The organism is Paenibacillus sp. Marseille-Q9583 (assembly GCF_976954365.1).
In genome coordinates, this window is sequence record NZ_CDRJTB010000078.1 from 1 (window position 1) to 16,758 (window position 16,758).

21 protein-coding genes are annotated in these 16,758 nt (G+C 40.6%); 4 read left to right on the forward strand and 17 right to left on the reverse strand.

The window, feature by feature from the left end; genetic code table 11:
* Window positions 1-983 (forward strand): 2,3-butanediol dehydrogenase (locus tag ACWNM1_RS25955; protein ID WP_449603208.1); only part of this gene is annotated, 983 nt, incomplete at its 5' end.
* 79 nt (window positions 984-1,062) lie between these two features.
* On the opposite strand, the gene ACWNM1_RS25960 is transcribed toward ACWNM1_RS25955, so the two are convergent.
* Both ACWNM1_RS25960 and ACWNM1_RS25965 read right to left on the reverse strand, forming a co-directional pair.
* Window positions 1,063-1,659: a GNAT family N-acetyltransferase gene (locus ACWNM1_RS25960; protein ID WP_449603209.1), complete on the reverse strand. Its 597-nt coding sequence runs from the start codon at window positions 1,657-1,659 to the stop codon at window positions 1,063-1,065.
* On the reverse strand, window positions 1,656-2,336 hold the full coding sequence (locus ACWNM1_RS25965; RefSeq protein WP_449603210.1) for an HAD family hydrolase: 681 nt from the start codon (window positions 2,334-2,336) through the stop codon (window positions 1,656-1,658). Before ACWNM1_RS25965 ends, ACWNM1_RS25960 begins: the two co-directional genes overlap by 4 nt.
* 129 nt (window positions 2,337-2,465) lie before the next feature.
* Between ACWNM1_RS25965 and ACWNM1_RS25970 the strand changes: the two genes are divergently transcribed.
* A complete protein-coding gene (locus ACWNM1_RS25970) occupies window positions 2,466-2,960 on the forward strand; it encodes a DUF6803 family protein (RefSeq protein WP_449603211.1) in 495 nt (164 codons plus the stop codon).
* 66 nt (window positions 2,961-3,026) lie between these two features.
* On the opposite strand, the gene ACWNM1_RS25975 is transcribed toward ACWNM1_RS25970, so the two are convergent.
* Complete coding sequence (locus ACWNM1_RS25975; protein ID WP_449603212.1) at window positions 3,027-4,475, reverse strand: DHA2 family efflux MFS transporter permease subunit; 1,449 nt, start codon at window positions 4,473-4,475, stop codon at window positions 3,027-3,029.
* Window positions 4,476-4,627: 152 nt separating this feature from the next.
* On the opposite strand from ACWNM1_RS25975, the gene ACWNM1_RS25980 reads away from it, so the two are divergent.
* Window positions 4,628-5,176: a PadR family transcriptional regulator gene (locus ACWNM1_RS25980; RefSeq protein WP_076298957.1), complete on the forward strand. Its 549-nt coding sequence runs from the start codon at window positions 4,628-4,630 to the stop codon at window positions 5,174-5,176.
* 60 nt (window positions 5,177-5,236) lie between these two features.
* Here ACWNM1_RS25980 and ACWNM1_RS25985 read toward each other — a convergent pair whose 3' ends face one another.
* The 4 genes from ACWNM1_RS25985 to msrA all read right to left on the reverse strand — a co-directional run bounded on the left by ACWNM1_RS25985 (window position 5,237) and on the right by msrA (window position 9,244).
* Window positions 5,237-6,643 carry a sensor histidine kinase gene (locus ACWNM1_RS25985; RefSeq protein ID WP_449603213.1) on the reverse strand — a complete coding sequence of 469 codons (1,407 nt, stop codon included), beginning with the start codon at window positions 6,641-6,643 and terminating at the stop codon, window positions 5,237-5,239.
* Window positions 6,640-7,347 carry a response regulator transcription factor gene (locus ACWNM1_RS25990; protein ID WP_449603214.1) on the reverse strand — a complete coding sequence of 236 codons (708 nt, stop codon included), beginning with the start codon at window positions 7,345-7,347 and terminating at the stop codon, window positions 6,640-6,642. The genes ACWNM1_RS25985 and ACWNM1_RS25990 overlap by 4 nt, the downstream gene beginning before the upstream one ends.
* Window positions 7,348-7,368: 21 nt before the next feature.
* Entirely contained in the window at window positions 7,369-8,559 is a 1,191-nt protein-coding gene (locus ACWNM1_RS25995; RefSeq protein WP_449603215.1) for a cell wall-binding repeat-containing protein, read from the reverse strand.
* A 172-nt stretch (window positions 8,560-8,731) separates the two neighbouring features.
* Window positions 8,732-9,244 carry a peptide-methionine (S)-S-oxide reductase MsrA gene (msrA, locus tag ACWNM1_RS26000; RefSeq protein WP_042187942.1) on the reverse strand — a complete coding sequence of 171 codons (513 nt, stop codon included), beginning with the start codon at window positions 9,242-9,244 and terminating at the stop codon, window positions 8,732-8,734.
* A gap of 163 nt (window positions 9,245-9,407) precedes the next feature.
* On the opposite strand from msrA, the gene ACWNM1_RS26005 reads away from it, so the two are divergent.
* Window positions 9,408-10,316 (forward strand): aldo/keto reductase, encoded by a 909-nt coding sequence (locus ACWNM1_RS26005; RefSeq protein ID WP_449603216.1) that lies wholly within the window; start codon window positions 9,408-9,410, stop codon window positions 10,314-10,316.
* 56 nt (window positions 10,317-10,372) lie between these two features.
* Here ACWNM1_RS26005 and ACWNM1_RS26010 read toward each other — a convergent pair whose 3' ends face one another.
* The 10 genes from ACWNM1_RS26010 to ACWNM1_RS26055 all read right to left on the reverse strand — a co-directional run bounded on the left by ACWNM1_RS26010 (window position 10,373) and on the right by ACWNM1_RS26055 (window position 16,741).
* Window positions 10,373-11,179, reverse strand: coding sequence for a class I SAM-dependent methyltransferase (locus ACWNM1_RS26010; protein ID WP_449603238.1), 807 nt, complete (start codon window positions 11,177-11,179; stop codon window positions 10,373-10,375).
* A 56-nt stretch (window positions 11,180-11,235) separates the two neighbouring features.
* On the reverse strand, window positions 11,236-11,865 hold the full coding sequence (locus ACWNM1_RS26015) for a class I SAM-dependent methyltransferase (RefSeq protein ID WP_449603217.1): 630 nt from the start codon (window positions 11,863-11,865) through the stop codon (window positions 11,236-11,238).
* Window positions 11,866-11,939: 74 nt separating this feature from the next.
* Window positions 11,940-12,338: an RrF2 family transcriptional regulator gene (locus tag ACWNM1_RS26020; RefSeq protein WP_042127470.1), complete on the reverse strand. Its 399-nt coding sequence runs from the start codon at window positions 12,336-12,338 to the stop codon at window positions 11,940-11,942.
* A gap of 109 nt (window positions 12,339-12,447) precedes the next feature.
* A complete protein-coding gene (locus tag ACWNM1_RS26025; RefSeq protein ID WP_449603218.1) occupies window positions 12,448-12,852 on the reverse strand; it encodes a hypothetical protein in 405 nt (134 codons plus the stop codon).
* A 67-nt stretch (window positions 12,853-12,919) separates the two neighbouring features.
* A complete protein-coding gene (locus ACWNM1_RS26030) occupies window positions 12,920-13,693 on the reverse strand; it encodes a DUF817 domain-containing protein (protein WP_449603219.1) in 774 nt (257 codons plus the stop codon).
* 26 nt (window positions 13,694-13,719) lie between these two features.
* Window positions 13,720-13,926 carry a helix-turn-helix domain-containing protein gene (locus ACWNM1_RS26035; RefSeq protein WP_449603220.1) on the reverse strand — a complete coding sequence of 69 codons (207 nt, stop codon included), beginning with the start codon at window positions 13,924-13,926 and terminating at the stop codon, window positions 13,720-13,722.
* 10 nt (window positions 13,927-13,936) lie between these two features.
* On the reverse strand, window positions 13,937-14,410 hold the full coding sequence (locus ACWNM1_RS26040) for a DUF2975 domain-containing protein (RefSeq protein ID WP_449603221.1): 474 nt from the start codon (window positions 14,408-14,410) through the stop codon (window positions 13,937-13,939).
* A 188-nt stretch (window positions 14,411-14,598) separates the two neighbouring features.
* Entirely contained in the window at window positions 14,599-14,829 is a 231-nt protein-coding gene (locus ACWNM1_RS26045) for a helix-turn-helix domain-containing protein (RefSeq protein ID WP_449603222.1), read from the reverse strand.
* Window positions 14,830-14,839: 10 nt separating this feature from the next.
* Complete coding sequence (locus ACWNM1_RS26050; protein ID WP_449603223.1) at window positions 14,840-15,322, reverse strand: DUF2975 domain-containing protein; 483 nt, start codon at window positions 15,320-15,322, stop codon at window positions 14,840-14,842.
* 219 nt (window positions 15,323-15,541) lie between these two features.
* Window positions 15,542-16,741, reverse strand: a complete 1,200-nt coding sequence (locus ACWNM1_RS26055; protein ID WP_449603224.1) for a hypothetical protein — start codon at window positions 16,739-16,741, stop codon at window positions 15,542-15,544.
* Window positions 16,742-16,758: the final 17 nt, after the last annotated feature.

Sequence of the window (16,758 nt, forward strand, 5' to 3'; positions counted from 1 at the left end):
AAGGAAAAGTGAAAATCAAAATAGAATGGTGCGGGATTTGTGGCAGCGATCTTCACGAATATGTAGCCGGTCCTATTTTCATTCCCCAAGGTACAGATCATCCCCTTACTGGTGAAAAAGCGCCAGTCGTAATGGGACATGAATTCTCTGGACAAATCGTTGAAGTAGGTCAAGGCGTTAGCAAGTTTAATGTTGGTGATCGAGTTGTCGTTGAACCAGTTTTTGCATGTGGTGAATGTGTAGCTTGTCGACAAGGCAAATACAATCTTTGTGAAAAAATGGGCTTCCTAGGTTTGGCTGGAGGCGGCGGCGGATTCTCAGAATACGTTGCAGCAGACCAACATATGGTGCACAAAATTCCTGACAGCTTGTCCTATGAGCAAGGCGCTCTAGTTGAACCTTCTGCAGTTGCTTTGCATGCTGTTCGTTCCAGTCAATTGAAGGTCGGAGATAAAGCTGTAGTATTTGGCGCTGGCCCTATCGGTTTGCTTGTGATTGAAGCTTTGAAAGCTTCCGGTGCAGCTGAAATTTATGTTGTTGAACTCTCAGAAGAACGTAAGAGCAAAGCTGAGGAACTTGGTGGTATTGTAATCGATCCTAAACAATATGATGTGGTTGAAGAAATTCAAAAACGTACCGATGGCGGCGTGGATGTCGCTTTTGAAGTCACAGGTGTCCCTCCCGTTCTAACACAAGCTATCAATTCCACTAAATTAAGTGGTCAAATCATGATCGTTAGTATTTTTGAAAAAGATGCTACGATTACTCCAAACAACATCGTACTTAAAGAACGTAATTTAACGGGTATCATCGGATACCGTGATGTATTCCCAGCAGTAATTAGTCTCATGGAACAAGGTTACTTCCCTGCGGACAAATTGGTAACTAAAAGAATCAAATTGAACGAAGTGATTGAACATGGGTTCGAGGCGCTTTTGAAGGAAAAAAATCAAGTGAAAATTCTTGTAAGTCCTAAACAATAACCATAAACAGCCAAGTGGCTGATCTATAGAGCAAGAGTCCTTCTCCATAAGAGAGGGACTCTTGGCTTCTTTTATACAATTATGAGTACTTCTCATTTAATAAATAGTGCAGATTCTCTTTTACCGATGGCCATTCGTTATCCAAAATACTAAAGACAACATTATCATGAATCGAACCATCAGATCTAATTCTATGCTGGCGTAGAATCCCTTCTTTTACAGCCCCTAATCGTTCTACCGCTCTTTGTGACCTCAAGTTAGTCTTCACCACTGTAAACTCTACACGAATCAGCTTTAGCTCTTCAAAACAATAGTGAAGTAGTAATGACTTAGCCTCGGTGTTCACACTCGTTCTCCAATATTCAGGTGAGATCCACGTACATCCGATTTCAGCATTGCGATGAACCAAATCCGGATGCATGATTCGAGTGGTACCGACGATTTGTCCAGTAGCTTTTTCAATGATGACGAAGGGAATTTGCGATTCATTGTTTTGATTTGCGAATGCGGTTGTGATTAAATCCTGTACCTGCTCGTCCGACGTTATTTTTCGCCAAGTAAATTCCCAGATGTTTGGATTTCTTAATACTCTTGCTAAACCTTCAACATGGCTTTCGTCCATAGGAACCAGCTTAATTGTTGCGCCTTCCAAGATTGATTGATGAGGTTGGCTCATTTCGCACACCGCTCTCTTAATGATATATGTTGGATGATATCCGCAATTTCTTCTACTTGATAAGCGATATGATCTGCCCCGGCATGCTCTAGTTCTTCTTTAGGCCCGTAACCAAACGTCACACCGATAGATTCCACTCCACAACCTATAGCTCCGATGATATCATGCTCACGGTCTCCAATCATCACAGCTTCTTCTGGATGAATAGTATTCTGATCGAGGACGTACTGTATCACATCTTTCTTTTTAGAACGGGTGCCATCTAGATTACTACCACCGATATGTTCAAAATAATGATCTAGTTTGTAATTCTCAAGAATTTGTTCTGCAAAAACAGTAGGCTTGGAGGTAGCTACATACAATGAAAATCCTTTATTCTTGAGGTCTTCCAGCAATTGCGGTATACCATCAATCACCATATTCTCATACAGTCCAACGGTGCTGTAACGCTCACGGTAGAAGATAACCGCTTGACGCGCTTGTTCCTCTGAGAACTGATGAAGTTCAACAAATGAATCGTAAAGAGGTGGGCCTATATAAGGAAGAAGCATATCCAAATGCTCGATGTGAATATCAAATTTGTTCAATGCGTATTCGACGCTTTTTGTAATCCCTTCTTTAGGGTCCGTTAATGTACCATCCAAATCAAATAAAATACTTTGTAGTCCTCTTCCCACTGCTGTCTTGCTCCCCTCAATTGATATTAATGGATGTATTTATAATACCTTCGTTTCTACATACTTTCCACATACTTCTCGAATACGATCAGTACGAAAGTTATTTTTTATATAACGGAGGAGTATTTTATGAACATGACGCATTATATGTCATTGCTAGCGGATAATCAGCCTTGGAACTTGATTTTATTCATGGCAATCCCCGTGATTTTTGCTGAGACGATCACCGTTACAGAGTTTATTATTTTATTCACCAAGAATCTAAAAGGCTCGCTACGTACCTTCAACAAAATCTGTAGCATTCTAGCAGGATTGTACTTCACAGGGGTATTTCTCTACTTGTTCCCTACAGCATTCATCCCTTTGTCAGTGAATGGTGAGTGGCATACATGGGTTGACGTGGTAGCCGTAGGCTTCTATTTGAGTGGAGTGCTCTTCTTATTGCCGCTAGCTTTGTTAGATCTTGGTCTGATCGCCCGCAAACGAACAGATGAACAGAAAATGGAGCTTCATTTTATACTCATCAGTGGATTCTTAGTTGTAGCACATATCGCGATGATATTCGGGATGATCAATCCGGAAATTGTGGGCAGCATGGGTGGAATGAGCGGCATGATGCACTAACTTAACATATAAAAAAAGCAGATCAAGGCCAAGCCCTTGGTCTGCTTTTCTAATATGATGCGAAGGTTATCCCGCACTTTGAACAGAAATCATACTACGCTTCTTGCGCAATAAGAACATAAGTGGTAATCCAAACAACACGATGATAGAGCCGACTACGAATACATCATTCACACCCATAGTGAACGATAATAATCTTATCGAATCTGCATTACCTGCACCTGAACTGATCAATTCTTTAGAGTGCAGTAAGGATCTTGTGGACAAAATAGAAGTGAACACCGCAATCCCCAGCGAGCTTAACACATTCCGAACCCAGTTGTTGATCGATGTAGCATGACCTGACCATTCGACTGGAATTTCCTCCATAGACGCTGTGCTACTCGGAACGTTAGCTAATCCAATACCTAAATTTCGAACAACCATTGCCCACATAATGAAGCTGTAAGAAACATTTGTATGCAGCCGACTCATCATGAATAAACCGATGAAAATAAATAAAATACCAGCAGAAATTAACTTCACAGGCCCAAACTTTGGATACATCTTACCCACGATTGGACTAAGTAAAGCCAGAAGAATCGAAGATGGCAATAAGATAAGCCCCGTTTTAAGTGTTGTTGCTCCTTCTACCGTTTGTAAGAACAATGGAGTTAAGTAAGTTCCAGCATACATTGCTATCGTCACCAAACTATAGATACTAAGCATGGCAGTAAAGCGCCGATTTCGAAAGACACGCAGATTCAGCAGTGGTACTTCCGCCTTTAGCTCGTGCAAGACGAAGAAAACTAAAAGTGCTATCCCCACAAGTATTAAGGATAGGGTCTTCCATGAGCCCCATCCCCAGCTATTGCCTTGGCTAAATGCGGTTAATAAAGATAAGCTGCCCAGTACAACAGTTAGGAAGCCAGGAATATCAAATGATTTCGGAACATTCATTCGATAGTATGGAATTAACGTTACGGTTAGAATAACAGCAATGATCCCAATGGGAATGTTAATTAAAAATAACCAGTGCCAGCTAGCATACTGAAGTAACCATCCGCTAAATGTCGGACCTATGGCTGGGGCTACCATCGCGGATAGCGACCATAGGCTCACGGCGAAAGGTCTGCGTTCAGCTGGAATCACTTGGAATATAATCGTCATCGTACAGGCCATAATCAGCCCGCTGCAAGATCCCTGAAGCATTCGAAATACAATCAGAGAGGTTGGATTCCAAGCTATTGCACAGAGTAAGGAGAACATGGTGAATCCCATCAAAGCGAATAGATACAGTCGCTTATAGCTAAATCTACCTCCCAGATATCCGGCAAGTGGTGCAGTTACTCCCGTTGCTAGCATAAAACCTGTAACCATCCATTGCATAGTGTTCAGGTTCGAATGGAAATGATTCATTAAAAGAGGAACAGCTATGTTGATGGTCGTTGTACTTAAGACAGAGACGAAGTTTCCGAAGAATATGGCAATCATTATAGGCCAAAAATGAATTTTACTTTCTTGTTTAACATCCATGCTACCCCTCCTTATCTTTTTTATATGTCTACTTTTACATATATAATTTAACTTAAATAATGTTATAATCATATTGAATATATGTCAATGATGACATATGCCTAAAAATCACAATAATAACGGATATATAATAACTGGAGGGCTTCAGAGTAATGAATACACTGTCTTATGGACTTCTTACTTTACTTAGTGCTAACTCGTTGTCTGGATATGAATTAACACAGAATATCAAACCGTTATGGCGAGCAGGACATAGTCAAATCTACCCTCTCCTAATGAGCATGGAGCAGCAGGGTTATATTTCATATCAGCTCATTGAGCAGTCGGATAAGCCGGATAAAAAGGAATATTCCATTACGGAAGCAGGACTTGAGCAATTGCGGAGATGGGTGGAGACTCCAGCAGAGCCTCCAGTTCTACGGGACGAGCTACATTTTAAGCTGTATAGTCTATGGCTCTCCAAACCCGAGGAGGCAAAAGAACTTCTACAAAAACGAGCGGAATTTTGTAAAAGTGAACTAGAACGATACAAGGTCTTGCTGAAAGCTAACGAAGTCTTACGTGATGAACGAGGTGAGACTCGTGAATTAAAAGCAACGACTTTTGGACGCTATTTACTCATTCGGAAACGAGTGCTCGATATGGAGAGCTCTATACAATTTTGCGAGTGGGCACTTGAAGAGCTTGAGCCAGCAAAATAGCGTTAGTTGACATCAAGTAAAAAGAGACTTCGCGTACATACGCGAAGTCTCTTTTGGCTCTTACTTTTCGGATTTTGTTAATCTAGGCAGCCGCACCTCGCATCGGGTTCCAACTCCAGGCTGACTTGTAATTCGAATCTTACCGCCGTGTAATTCTACAAGCTTTTTAACAATGGATAGTCCAAGACCTGTACCACCATATTGCCTGGATCTTGATTTCTCAACTCTGTAGAAGCGTTCAAAGACATAGGGTAGTTCTTCCTCAGGAATACCAATTCCGGTATCCTCTACAATAAATAAAACGGTATCCCCGTCGACATCCTCATCTACTAGGACAGCAATCTCACCTTCATCCGTATAACGGATCGCATTCTCCAGAAGATTCATCATAATCTGTTCCATACGATTTTCATCTCCACGAACCCTAAATGAATCTCCATGATACGTAATCTTCAGCGGAATTCCCTTCTCTTTGGCTTTCAATTCCACTCTGCGTACCGCTTGTTCTGCCATGTGCTTAAGATCTATCCAGTCCAGCGTAAGTGAGATCTTGCCTTCTTCCATCTTTGCCAGTTCAAATAAATCTTCTACCAGATGCTCAAGCCGATGCGCTTCCTCGTGAATAATATCCAAATACAGATCTCGCTCCCCTTCGGTCTCATAAAGTCCATCCTTTACGACCTTGGTATAACCTTTCAAATAGGTGATGGGTGTCCGCAGTTCATGAGAGATGTTGGCTAAAAATTCCTGACGCGTATCCCTGTATCTTTGCAGATCTATAGCAAGGTCGTTAATCGCTCCTGCCAAAAAACCGATTTCATCGTTACTACTTATGGAAAGTCTCGTTTCCAATTCACCGGCAGCAATTTTTCTAGTCGCCTTCTGCATCTTGATCAGCGGCCTGGATAACAACAAACTAATGATTCCCGTAATCCCTAGTGCCAATATAAAGGCTCCAATTCCTGCGAGCAACAGTAGGTTTCGGATAGAAGCCAAGGATTGCTTCATGTTCTCTGTAGAGGACATTACATATAGTGCAGACTGGATGGTTTGACCATTTGAAATTGGTTTCCCGGTGATGAAATATCTGTGTCCAGTAGGATCTGTATACTCAAAATTCACACTTTTCCCGGCAAATATCCGACTAATATCCGAAGCATTTATGAATGAACGATCTGCGCGGTCATGAACACCCGAATGGAGAATGACACTACCGTCTTTTGAAATATTAAATATACTCACGTCCGAAAACTCTGCAAAAGTACTCATCATCTGCTCGTTTGAACTATCCGGTGATTCAGCCATTCCGATAAAATGCGAGGTTAGCTCCTCAGTTTCTTTTTGCATCTCGTTGTAATAAAAACTGGTAAACATTCGGTCTATCGTTATCCCAAGAATAAGCAAAACAACTAAAAAGACAGACATAATAACTGAGCCGAGCTTCAGTCCGATCATATTATTCTTCATAGATGATTACCTGGGATCTCAAATTTATAACCTAACCCCCATACCGTTTGAACAGGATTATAAGAGAGACCAGCCTTATGTAATTTCTCGCGGATATTCTTAATATGCGTGTCGATGACACGGTTCTCACCCTCATAATCATTGCCCCATAAACGCTCCACTAGTTCTTCTCTCGTAAAGACACGGTGCGCATTTTGCGCCAAGGCCGTTAGCAGATCAAATTCCTTGAGTGTAAATTCAACCGCTGTGTCCAGAATATGCACCTCACGAGCATCCGGGTAAATCGTTAGCTCAGGGTAGCTCAGAACCTTTTTCTGTGGTTGTTGGGTCGATGTAAGCATTGAACGCCGTACCAAAGAATAAATTCTTGCCACTAATTCCTCTGGCTCGAACGGTTTGGTGAGATAATCATCCGCTCCTATGCCGAGACCACGAACCTTGTCCTTAGTTTCCGAGCGAGCTGTTAGCATTAGAACGGGGACAGAGCTTACCTCTCTAACGGCTTTACAGACCTGCCAGCCATCCATATCTGGCATCATCACATCCAGCAGGATTAGATCAAAGTTCTGTTGTTTCAGCAAAGTGAGTGCCTCATGCCCCGTTGATGCTTCTCTAGTCGTTATTCCTTCTCTTGTTAAATAAATCCGAATTAAATTCCGCATGTTCCATTCATCGTCAACGATCAGTACCTGAAGCTTATTCAAGTTGTTCCCCCTCTTCGTGGCCTAGTGAGCGGAATGTGGATTGCCTCCTGCCGCCGGTGAGATTTCCAGCATATCATCGATTTCGCTTTGGGCACTTTCTTTTATTGTGTTGATGTCCCCAGTTAACCAAGCATGATTATAGGGGCCTTCTGCTGGTGAATCTTGAAATTTAGGTTGAAGGGTCATCATATATTCCATCACGGAATCTGGCAACCCGTCTTTTTCCGTAAAGATAAGCGGTGCATGTTTCCCTAAATGCGAAAAGGGTGCAGCGGCGATCGCCAGCATCGTTGAATCGGTAGTCAACAAAGACAAGTTATGTCCAGGCGTTGTTATACCCCAGCCGAAACCGTTGCTGGCGTCCTTAAAAGCAGCAAAAGCAATAGCATTCTCATACATGTCTTTTCCAGCTATACGGGTTACTGTGCCGAATTCCTGTAATTGCTTTTCTACTGCTGTAGATACAACTTTTTCAGGTCCTAAGATATAAATCGTAGCCGAACCTCCACGCGCTTTCAAAGCATTAACCGTAGGGTCTGGAATTTCATCTTTTGTTACATAGAGAAGCGGCTCTGGCATATGGGCGATCCAATTCACTGCAGGCAGTGTGTACTCAGGACTATCCATAGAACCTACAATGACTGCCTTTGGAAGTTCACCGGAAGCTTTTGCATAATAAGTATCAATGGCTTGTGCTACAGCTGCCGGCTCATCCCCTTCAATTCGGTCTACTTTCAGATCCAGTCTCTTTAATTGTTCTTCGACATTGGAAGCCATGGGCCCGACGAGCACTACTTGTACACCATTATTACCTTCTGCGCCTAAAGGATTCAATCGCTTAAGCTCTGCTAACGTTGCCTCAGGGACACCCTCTTTAGTTGTGAAAAGAATAGGGCCATTATTCGGATGATGGATCAAATCCGCACTAACCGCGGCAATCTGCCAATTGCTTACATCCGTTAATACTACACTTGAAGGTCTGTTGTTCTTCGTCTGTGCAGTCCATAGGGACTGTGAAACGATAACTGCTGCCTCAGTAGGGTCAGAAGTGTTTATACGAGTTGTGTTTTTTGTTGCGATCCACGGTTGATCCACTGACGATATGGAAGCTTGTTTATCTGATCCAGATGGGGCATTATTACTCGATTGACAGCCAGCTAACACTGCACTTAGAAGCAAGGTTACAGCAACTATGGGTATGATTTTTTTCATCCTAAACCCTCCATTTTAATTTTCTCGCTTGATTTAGAGTAGTTTAGTCTATAAATGTGTAGAAAGTATGTGGAATTTAAATATATAAAATTTGTATATGATGCAAAAAGAGCACCTGTAAGCCATGAACGACTTAGGATGCTCTTTTACTTTAGAAATTCCGTTTCTGCAATTACCAGTGTTTAGCGATAAAGGAATCCCGTCCGGATTGCTCACGATCCTCTTTATAATGCTTGGGATTCTTGTGATGATAGTCCTGATGATATTCTTCCGCACGATAAAAGGTTGGCGCTGGAAGGATTTCCGTCACAACGGGTCCTGAGAATCTGCCACTCACAGCAACCTGCTCCTTCGAAGCAAGGGCTGCTAAACGTTGTTCTTCGTTATAGTAAAAGATGGCTGTCCGGTATTGTGTTCCTCTATCCTGAAATTGTCCACCATCATCCGTGGGATCAATTTGAGGCCAATATAATTCAAGCAGCTTCTCGTATGAAAAAAGCGCTGGATCAAACGTAATTTGTACCACCTCGTAATGTCCTGTTGTTCCTGTTTTGACTTCTTCGTAAGTTGGGTTCTCGGTTAATCCTCCAGCATATCCCGATACAATCCCTTGGATACCCGGTAACTCCTCGAACGGTGTAACCATGCACCAAAAGCAACCACCTGCAAACATTGCTTGTTCCATATGTTCAAGTCTCTCCCTATCCATCATCATCTAGTAAATAACATATGCTATGACGATAATGCTTCTAGGTTATAATGTCAAAGGAAATCATTCATTTACATTCGAATCCGATGCTTTAAGGCGTTATAATATAACAAACAACGGAATTAGAAAGGAACAACCTATGAATAAAAATCGTTTGGGTCAGTCCGATTTATATGTAAGTGAAGTAGGACTCGGATGCATGTCCTTAGGTACGGATGAGGCAAAAGCCATTTCCATCGTCCATGAAGCGCTCGATCAAGGCATTAACTTTTTAGATACAGCCGATCTGTATGATGAGGGTCGTAATGAAGAGATCATTGGTAAGGCGATTCGCCACCGCCGCGGTGAGGTGATATTGAGTACAAAAGTGGGTAACCGCAGAATTCCAGGTCAAGAAGGCTGGAGCTGGGATCCATCAAAATCCTATATTAAATCCGCAGTCAAAGACAGCCTAAGACGCCTCCAAACGGATTATATCGATCTGTATCAGCTGCATGGCGGAACGATCGATGATCCGATGGATGCGACTATTGAAGCCTTTGAAGAACTTAAACAAGAGGGGCTAATCCGATATTATGGGATCTCTTCTATTCGACCTAATGTCATTAGAGAATTTGTAAAAAAATCAAACATAGTCAGTGTAATGAGCCAATACAGCATTTTAGATCGACGTCCTGAGGAAGAAATCCTCCCTCTGCTGGCTGAGAATGGGATTAGTCTTATTGCCCGGGGACCTTTGGCGGGTGGCATCCTTTCGGAGAATGGCCGCAGCAAGGCAGTGAAGAAGTACTTAGATTACAGTAGTGAGGAACTTCTGAAATTGCATGATCAGCTTGTGCAGGAAACGAGTCACTCTCGCCCCCTGACACAAACGTCACTTCATTATCCGTTAGGACATCCATCTGTGGCAGTTATTATCCCAGGTGCAAGTAGCATGGAGCAATTGAAGGATAATGTAACGGCTGCTAAATCAGCCCCACTATCTTCGGAGGAAATCGAAATCATTCGAGCGTTGAGTAAAGCGAATCGCTACACACTACATTTGTAAAGGTAGTTCATCATTAATAAAGTTCAGAGCGCCAGTTAAGAAACTGGCACTCTTTTTTATTTTCTTCTACCGATGAATAACAAATGTGATGAAATGCCCAAGATCGAGGGATCATTTGCTTTGGATATGAGGAAGTTAATCAAGCTCTCCTCCCCCTCTTGGTGTGTCCAATACTGTTGCTGCTCTGCAGATAACATGGCTGCAATACTTGATGAACCAATTAAATCTATCGACTCAAATCCATTCCTTTCCATGAAAGGCTGAATCTCATCAATGCTAAAATAATACGCACCTGTAAATCGGCCCTTGTCACTGTGATTAAAGATTCCGCTCTCATAGAATTCATTGATGGTGTTCATATTATCGTTCGGTTTCCATTGCTGCGGGGATTGTAACGAATTAATGGTCATTCTCATTCGACTTTGAAAAGCCACGAATACTAAGCCATCTTGCTTGGTCACGCGATGCAACTCTTTTACTGCTAAAATTCGTTCCTCTTCCTTCTGCAAATGATACAAAGGACCGAGCATCAATGAAACATCATAATTCTCATTAGGTATTCCTTCTAAATCAATAGCATTTAAGTTATGAAACCCGTCAAATTGCTCAGTTAATTCTAGTTCAGCTGCCTTTTCCGTTGCTACATCAACTAATTTAGGTGTGATATCTGAAAGGGTTACTGTATATCCGAGCTTAGCCAGTTCCATCGCGTATTTACCGGGTCCTGCGCCATTATCCAGCACCTTCCCAGCTGATGGCATATATTTCTTGATATAATGGAGATTAATAATGAACTCTAAAGGTTCTCTATCCAGCCTGCCCCACTCGTCAAAGCTAGAGTAATAATCAATAATATTGCTCATCAACATAACACCTGCCTTCTTTTGAAAACTATTATCTTCGATATGTCGAAATTTTTCTATAGTTCTTTCTTACATTTTACCATTAAAAAGTTTATCGACGGTTTATTGATCATATCCTTGTGCGGCTCGTCAATTTCAGAGAACTCAACTAGTCCATAGGTTTCAAACTCTTGTGTAATGGATTCAGCATCATAAAAAAATATTTTTACGCCATCCTTCGTCTCAAAATAATCTTTGTCTAATTGTTCGCCCTTTCCAAACATAGGAGCTTTTTTCGAAACTGTCGTAAAAATCATATAACCACCTGGCTTTAACTGGTTGTAGCAATCTTTAATGAACTTTTCTCTTTCACTCTTATTCAACAAATGAATAAGACCATGGCAAAATATTCCCTCATAGAGGTTATTATCATAAGGCATGTCATTCACTGAACCATGAAAAATGCTAATATCAATTCCATTTTGCCTCGCCAAATCAATTGCTGTTTGAGAAATCTCAATACCCGTTACATTTATCCCACTTTCAATAAAAACCTTTGCATTTCTGCCATATCCAATCCCTGGTACCAATATGTCTTTAACATTCCTCTCAAGGAAAAAGTCCTTAGTGGCGATCGCAGAGTCTGTAGGTTCAAATCCCCACATCGTTTGTTTTTCTATAAAGCTTGATTCCCAGAATTCCGTCATATTTCATTCTCCTTTACATTAAAGTCATTACGGACTTATATTATCTTTAATTATATTCAAAAAAGAACGGATCTTTACTCCGTCTTCATTGTTTTCGCCAAATCTGCAATTTTCTTGTTCTCCAAGTACTGCTCCATCTGTCTTTCAGCGTCAATCACAACCTGTTGAATCAGGCACTCGCTACCGTGATCCAGGCTACATTCGAACAAAGATGCAGTCCCTTCGATCGCATGGATAATATCCAGAAAAGAGATCTCTTCGGACTTCCGTCTGAGACGATATCCACCGTTTGCTCCCGGTGCAGATTGAATCAATCCAGCCTTGACTAGCTTGGTCATCATTTTGGACAGATAGGTTTGCGAAACACCCAGCTTCTCAGCAAGTAATTGAACGCCTACAGGCTTATCGGACGCCGCCGTCACCAGATAAAGCATTGCATGAAGCGCATAGTCTGTCGCTTGGGAATATTTCATTCAGCACCTCCATTAACGACTTTGAAAATCCATAATAACTCTAATCGTTAAAAAAGACAAGCATGTGCAATCAGCTGCTATCTTCTATACTCTGGAAAGAAATTCAGATCTATATAATTCCCCTTACAACTGGTTCCGATGTTGAAATAATATCAACGACATGGTCAATACAACAGATCCCATAGTGCTTATATGGTTTTGGAAAATCCTTTGATGCGAATATTCCATTAGAAATAAAATCAAGATACCTAGATTTCTTATAAATCCTAAATATTTTTCCGTCAAATTCCTCGTAATCATCCCCAGAAGTAAAGAATTCATTTCTAATCGAATATGCAATATAGGAGTGAAAATCAACTTGTATTATGGGAGATTTTTTCTCACCATCCATAAGAGGCTCAGCTATATCACTAGCTTTGCTTTTACAAAAAGATAACCTTAGTTGATTTACCTCCGGCTCTATTAGACCAAAGAAAAACACATCCTGCAATTCTTTTAAATCTGTATATTCCATCTCATCTCCCCCTCATCACTAATTTGTTCTTACTCCATGTACTACTATTTGCTTTGAAGACCATACTCTACTCTTTCGCGTTACGGTTAGCTTTAACATGTTTAAGCTGAGCAACTATAATGACACTAATAATGACCAGAAGGAACCATGAACTGATCTTACTGACGCTAACCACATGCCATACCTGATTCTGATCAGGATATTTCCAAGCATTAAAGAATGTAGCGATATTCTCAGCTAACCAGATAAAAAAACCTACTAAGAAAAAAGCCAGTGTCAAGGGCATCCGATAAGTAGTGTTTCGTACCCGATAAATGATCCATGTTTTCCAAAAAACAATGAGTACAAGCCCCTTTAGCCACCAGCGAAAATCAGGAATGAAGTGATGCGTGAAAAAGTTCAGATAGATAGCTGCTCCGAGCGATCCAGCAGCAGCAAGTCCCGGCCAGCCCGTCATATCCATTTTCAGTCTACGCCAAATTTGACACATATAGCTCGCGACGCTCGCGTACATAAACCCGCTATACAGTGGCACTCCAAACACCTTGGTTAGCCCGGGTTCAGGGTATGACCATGACCCCATTCTTATCTTATAAATTTCCAGCAGCAAACCAATAATGTGAAATACACAGATGACTTTAATTTCATCAAGCGTCTCTAATCCAGTACGGAACATAAGATATTGAACGGTAAGCAATATAATAAGAATGGCATCGTATCGGTAAATGTAAGGTAGATCTATTACGTTAGAGAGAGCTAAAGTCCCAAAGATCGCAATAGGAAATATGCAACTCATCGCCTGATGATAGCCGAAATGCAGAAGCTGCGTTGTTGATTTCAATGATGCACTCTCCTTTCCAGCTCATGCTACTCTTTTCGGTATTCTAAAATATCTCCTGGCTGACATTCTAAAGCTTTACATATCGCATCAAATGTTGATAGTCGAATCGCTTTTGCTCTTCCATTTTTCAATATAGAAAGATTGGCCATTGTTATTCCAACCCTTTCTGTAAGCTCTGTAACGCTCATTTTTCTTTTAGCTAACATCACGTCAATATTCACTATTATCGCCATTATTTTCACCTCAGACGGTTAAGTCATTTTCCGATTTTATTTCTATGGCATTTTTCAAGAGCTTTTGAAGAACAGCAGCAAAGACCGCAATCACAATTGGAGCACAAGTCATGACAAGTCCGAGTACGATTAGACCTGGTGCATCGGCTTCCTGTGCCATTTCGTAAATAAGTGGCATACCCGCCGCATATAAGATACTGATGATGATTGCACAGTAAATTATATTTTTTAAAGCCTTAATGGATAGTTCTGAGAACGCTTTGTTCTTGTCAATGTAGCTTAGAAGTCTTAACGCCTGATATAAAGCTATGAAATAGGCTATCACCGTTACATACACCCCTATAAGAACGGGATAAACCAAATACACCGGATAATCTCCAGCTGCCTTGTTAGGTATCGTAGGTAACCAAAAAATACACAAAGCAAGAACAGGAAGTCCAATAAGAATTACAACTATCTTTAAAAAGAGTGTTTCTCGTTTCATAAACTGCACCTCACAAAGTTAATAATCTGGATTCAATTTATCACATAATTTATCGTTATTCAATATATTTTGATTGTATTACAATTATTTTTTATCATTAATATAACCCCTATTATTTCCCGCCTCCAATTAATGCACATCAAAAAGGCCCCCTTCTCATAAAGATTGAGAAAAGAGCCCTGCCTCTACTATTCATTTATTTCTTTAGTCGGCTCGTCACTTTTGTATTCTAAAATATCGCCAGGCTGACAATCTAAAGCTTTGCAGATCGCCTCTAATGTTGATAATCGAACCGCTTTCGCCTTTCCATTTTTCAATATAGACAGGTTAGCCATTGTTATTCCAACCCGCTCCGAAAGCTCGGTCACGCTCATTTTTCTTTTAGCCAGCATCACGTCAATATTAATAATAATCGCCATTGTTTTCTCCTCAGACCGTTAAGTCATTTTCTGATTTTATATCAATAGCTTCCTTCAAAAGCTTTTGGAGCACCGCAGCAAACACTGCAATCACTATGGAAGCAAAAATCACAACCACCCCAATGACAATGAACCCTGGGGCATCATCTCTCCCCGCGACGAGATAGAAAAGTGGCAATCCCACTACATAAATTCCACTGATTGCAATTGCACAGTTCCTGATATTTTTTAATACCTTTACAGATAATTCTGAGAAAGCGTTGTTGTTGTCAATATATCCTAACAGTTTGATCGCTTGATACAATGCAAAGTAAAAAGGTATCGCCGATGCATACAAATCAATGTACAAGAGATATTTAATATAGGTTTGATCAGGGTATAATTCTGCTGCATAATTCGAAATCGCAGGTACAAAAATTATACACAAGGCAAGAACTGGAAGTCCAATAAGAACAACAGCTATCCTTAAAAAAAGCGTTGATCCAAGTTTCATAAAACACACCTCACAAAGTTATTTTCAAAATTGAATCTAACATATAGTTTATCGTTTTACAATATATTTTAATCGAAAAATAGTGTTTAATGACTGTTATATATTTCACGACTAAAAGGCCGAGCTAATTGACTATTAAAAGTCATTAGCCCGGCCTTTGTCACCTTTTTATATCTCTTTATGTCTCTTTATATCTAATTTTCTATTCTAAAAATAATTCTAGAACTGACCGAGATCGATAAAATTCAAATCCATGTTAGCTTCATCTTCAGCCTGATTTGCGGCCTCTGTTGATATTACTTTCCCTTCGTACTCAAGGTTACCGCTTGTCAAATTGAAAACATATAGACGATTACCTTTGAAATTCTTATAACCCATAATATAGAGATGGTCTTGTTTAAAAGCATAGGTAATGTTCTCACTCAAATCTATATTTGTATTCTTCAGAGTAGTCTCATATTCTTTACTAAAGATATCGTAAGAAATAACAGTGAATCCTATATTTTCCTTACTCGATACAGCTTTTTGCAGGAAATAAATCTTCTGTCCATAGGCATTCATAATATTATTCAATAACATTTCATGCCCTTGGAACGTGAGCGGCGAGATTTGCCCTGTCTTGACATCCACTTGATATGCTTTTCTATGATTATTTCTGCTAATCCTTAAAACCCATTGATCCGTGTGTTCCAGATTTTGATTGGCTAGCCATGCGTATTGAGTATCCCCATCTGCTGCTACAGATTTAACGCCTGGTAACGCGAGCGGCTCATTCTGAATCTCTTTTGTGGTTAGATTAACACGGATAATTTGCGGTTCAGATACATAACCTTTCGCACTGTGATTCATAAACACCATAGCAACAAGCTGCTGATCAATAAGCTGTACATTTTGTACGTACATATCTGAAATATCATGATCTACATTGATATTGGATGTGATTTCAAGCGTATTGTTCTTCTGCTTGTTGAGTACAGAAATACTAAGCTTTGCATTTCTCTTCGCTGATGAATCATTTGATCGCTTCGTATCTACTGTCGCATTAACATAAGCAAGCATTTCCTCATTCTCATAGAAACCAGATGTGTTTGTCTTACCGCGCATGAACTGACGATGCTCTTCAATCCACTGATCCATTTGCGTTTTCATTGGTCTTCGATTTAAGCTTTGGCTTGTCGCAGACTTTTCATCTGGATAATCTGTACCTTTTGTAGTGATATAAGCTCGTTTGATACCAAAAACACTATCCTTACTCATGTAATTTCCGTATACAGCTATACCTTCAACGAGGGAAGCATCCCCTTGAACCGTCGTCAGCTTATAATTAGGTGGTGTCTCTTGTGAAGCTTGTACATAATACGTCCCGATTGTAACAACCGCGAGCACTACAAGAACGGCGGTAACCATATATTTTCTCATTCCTTAACCTCCATACC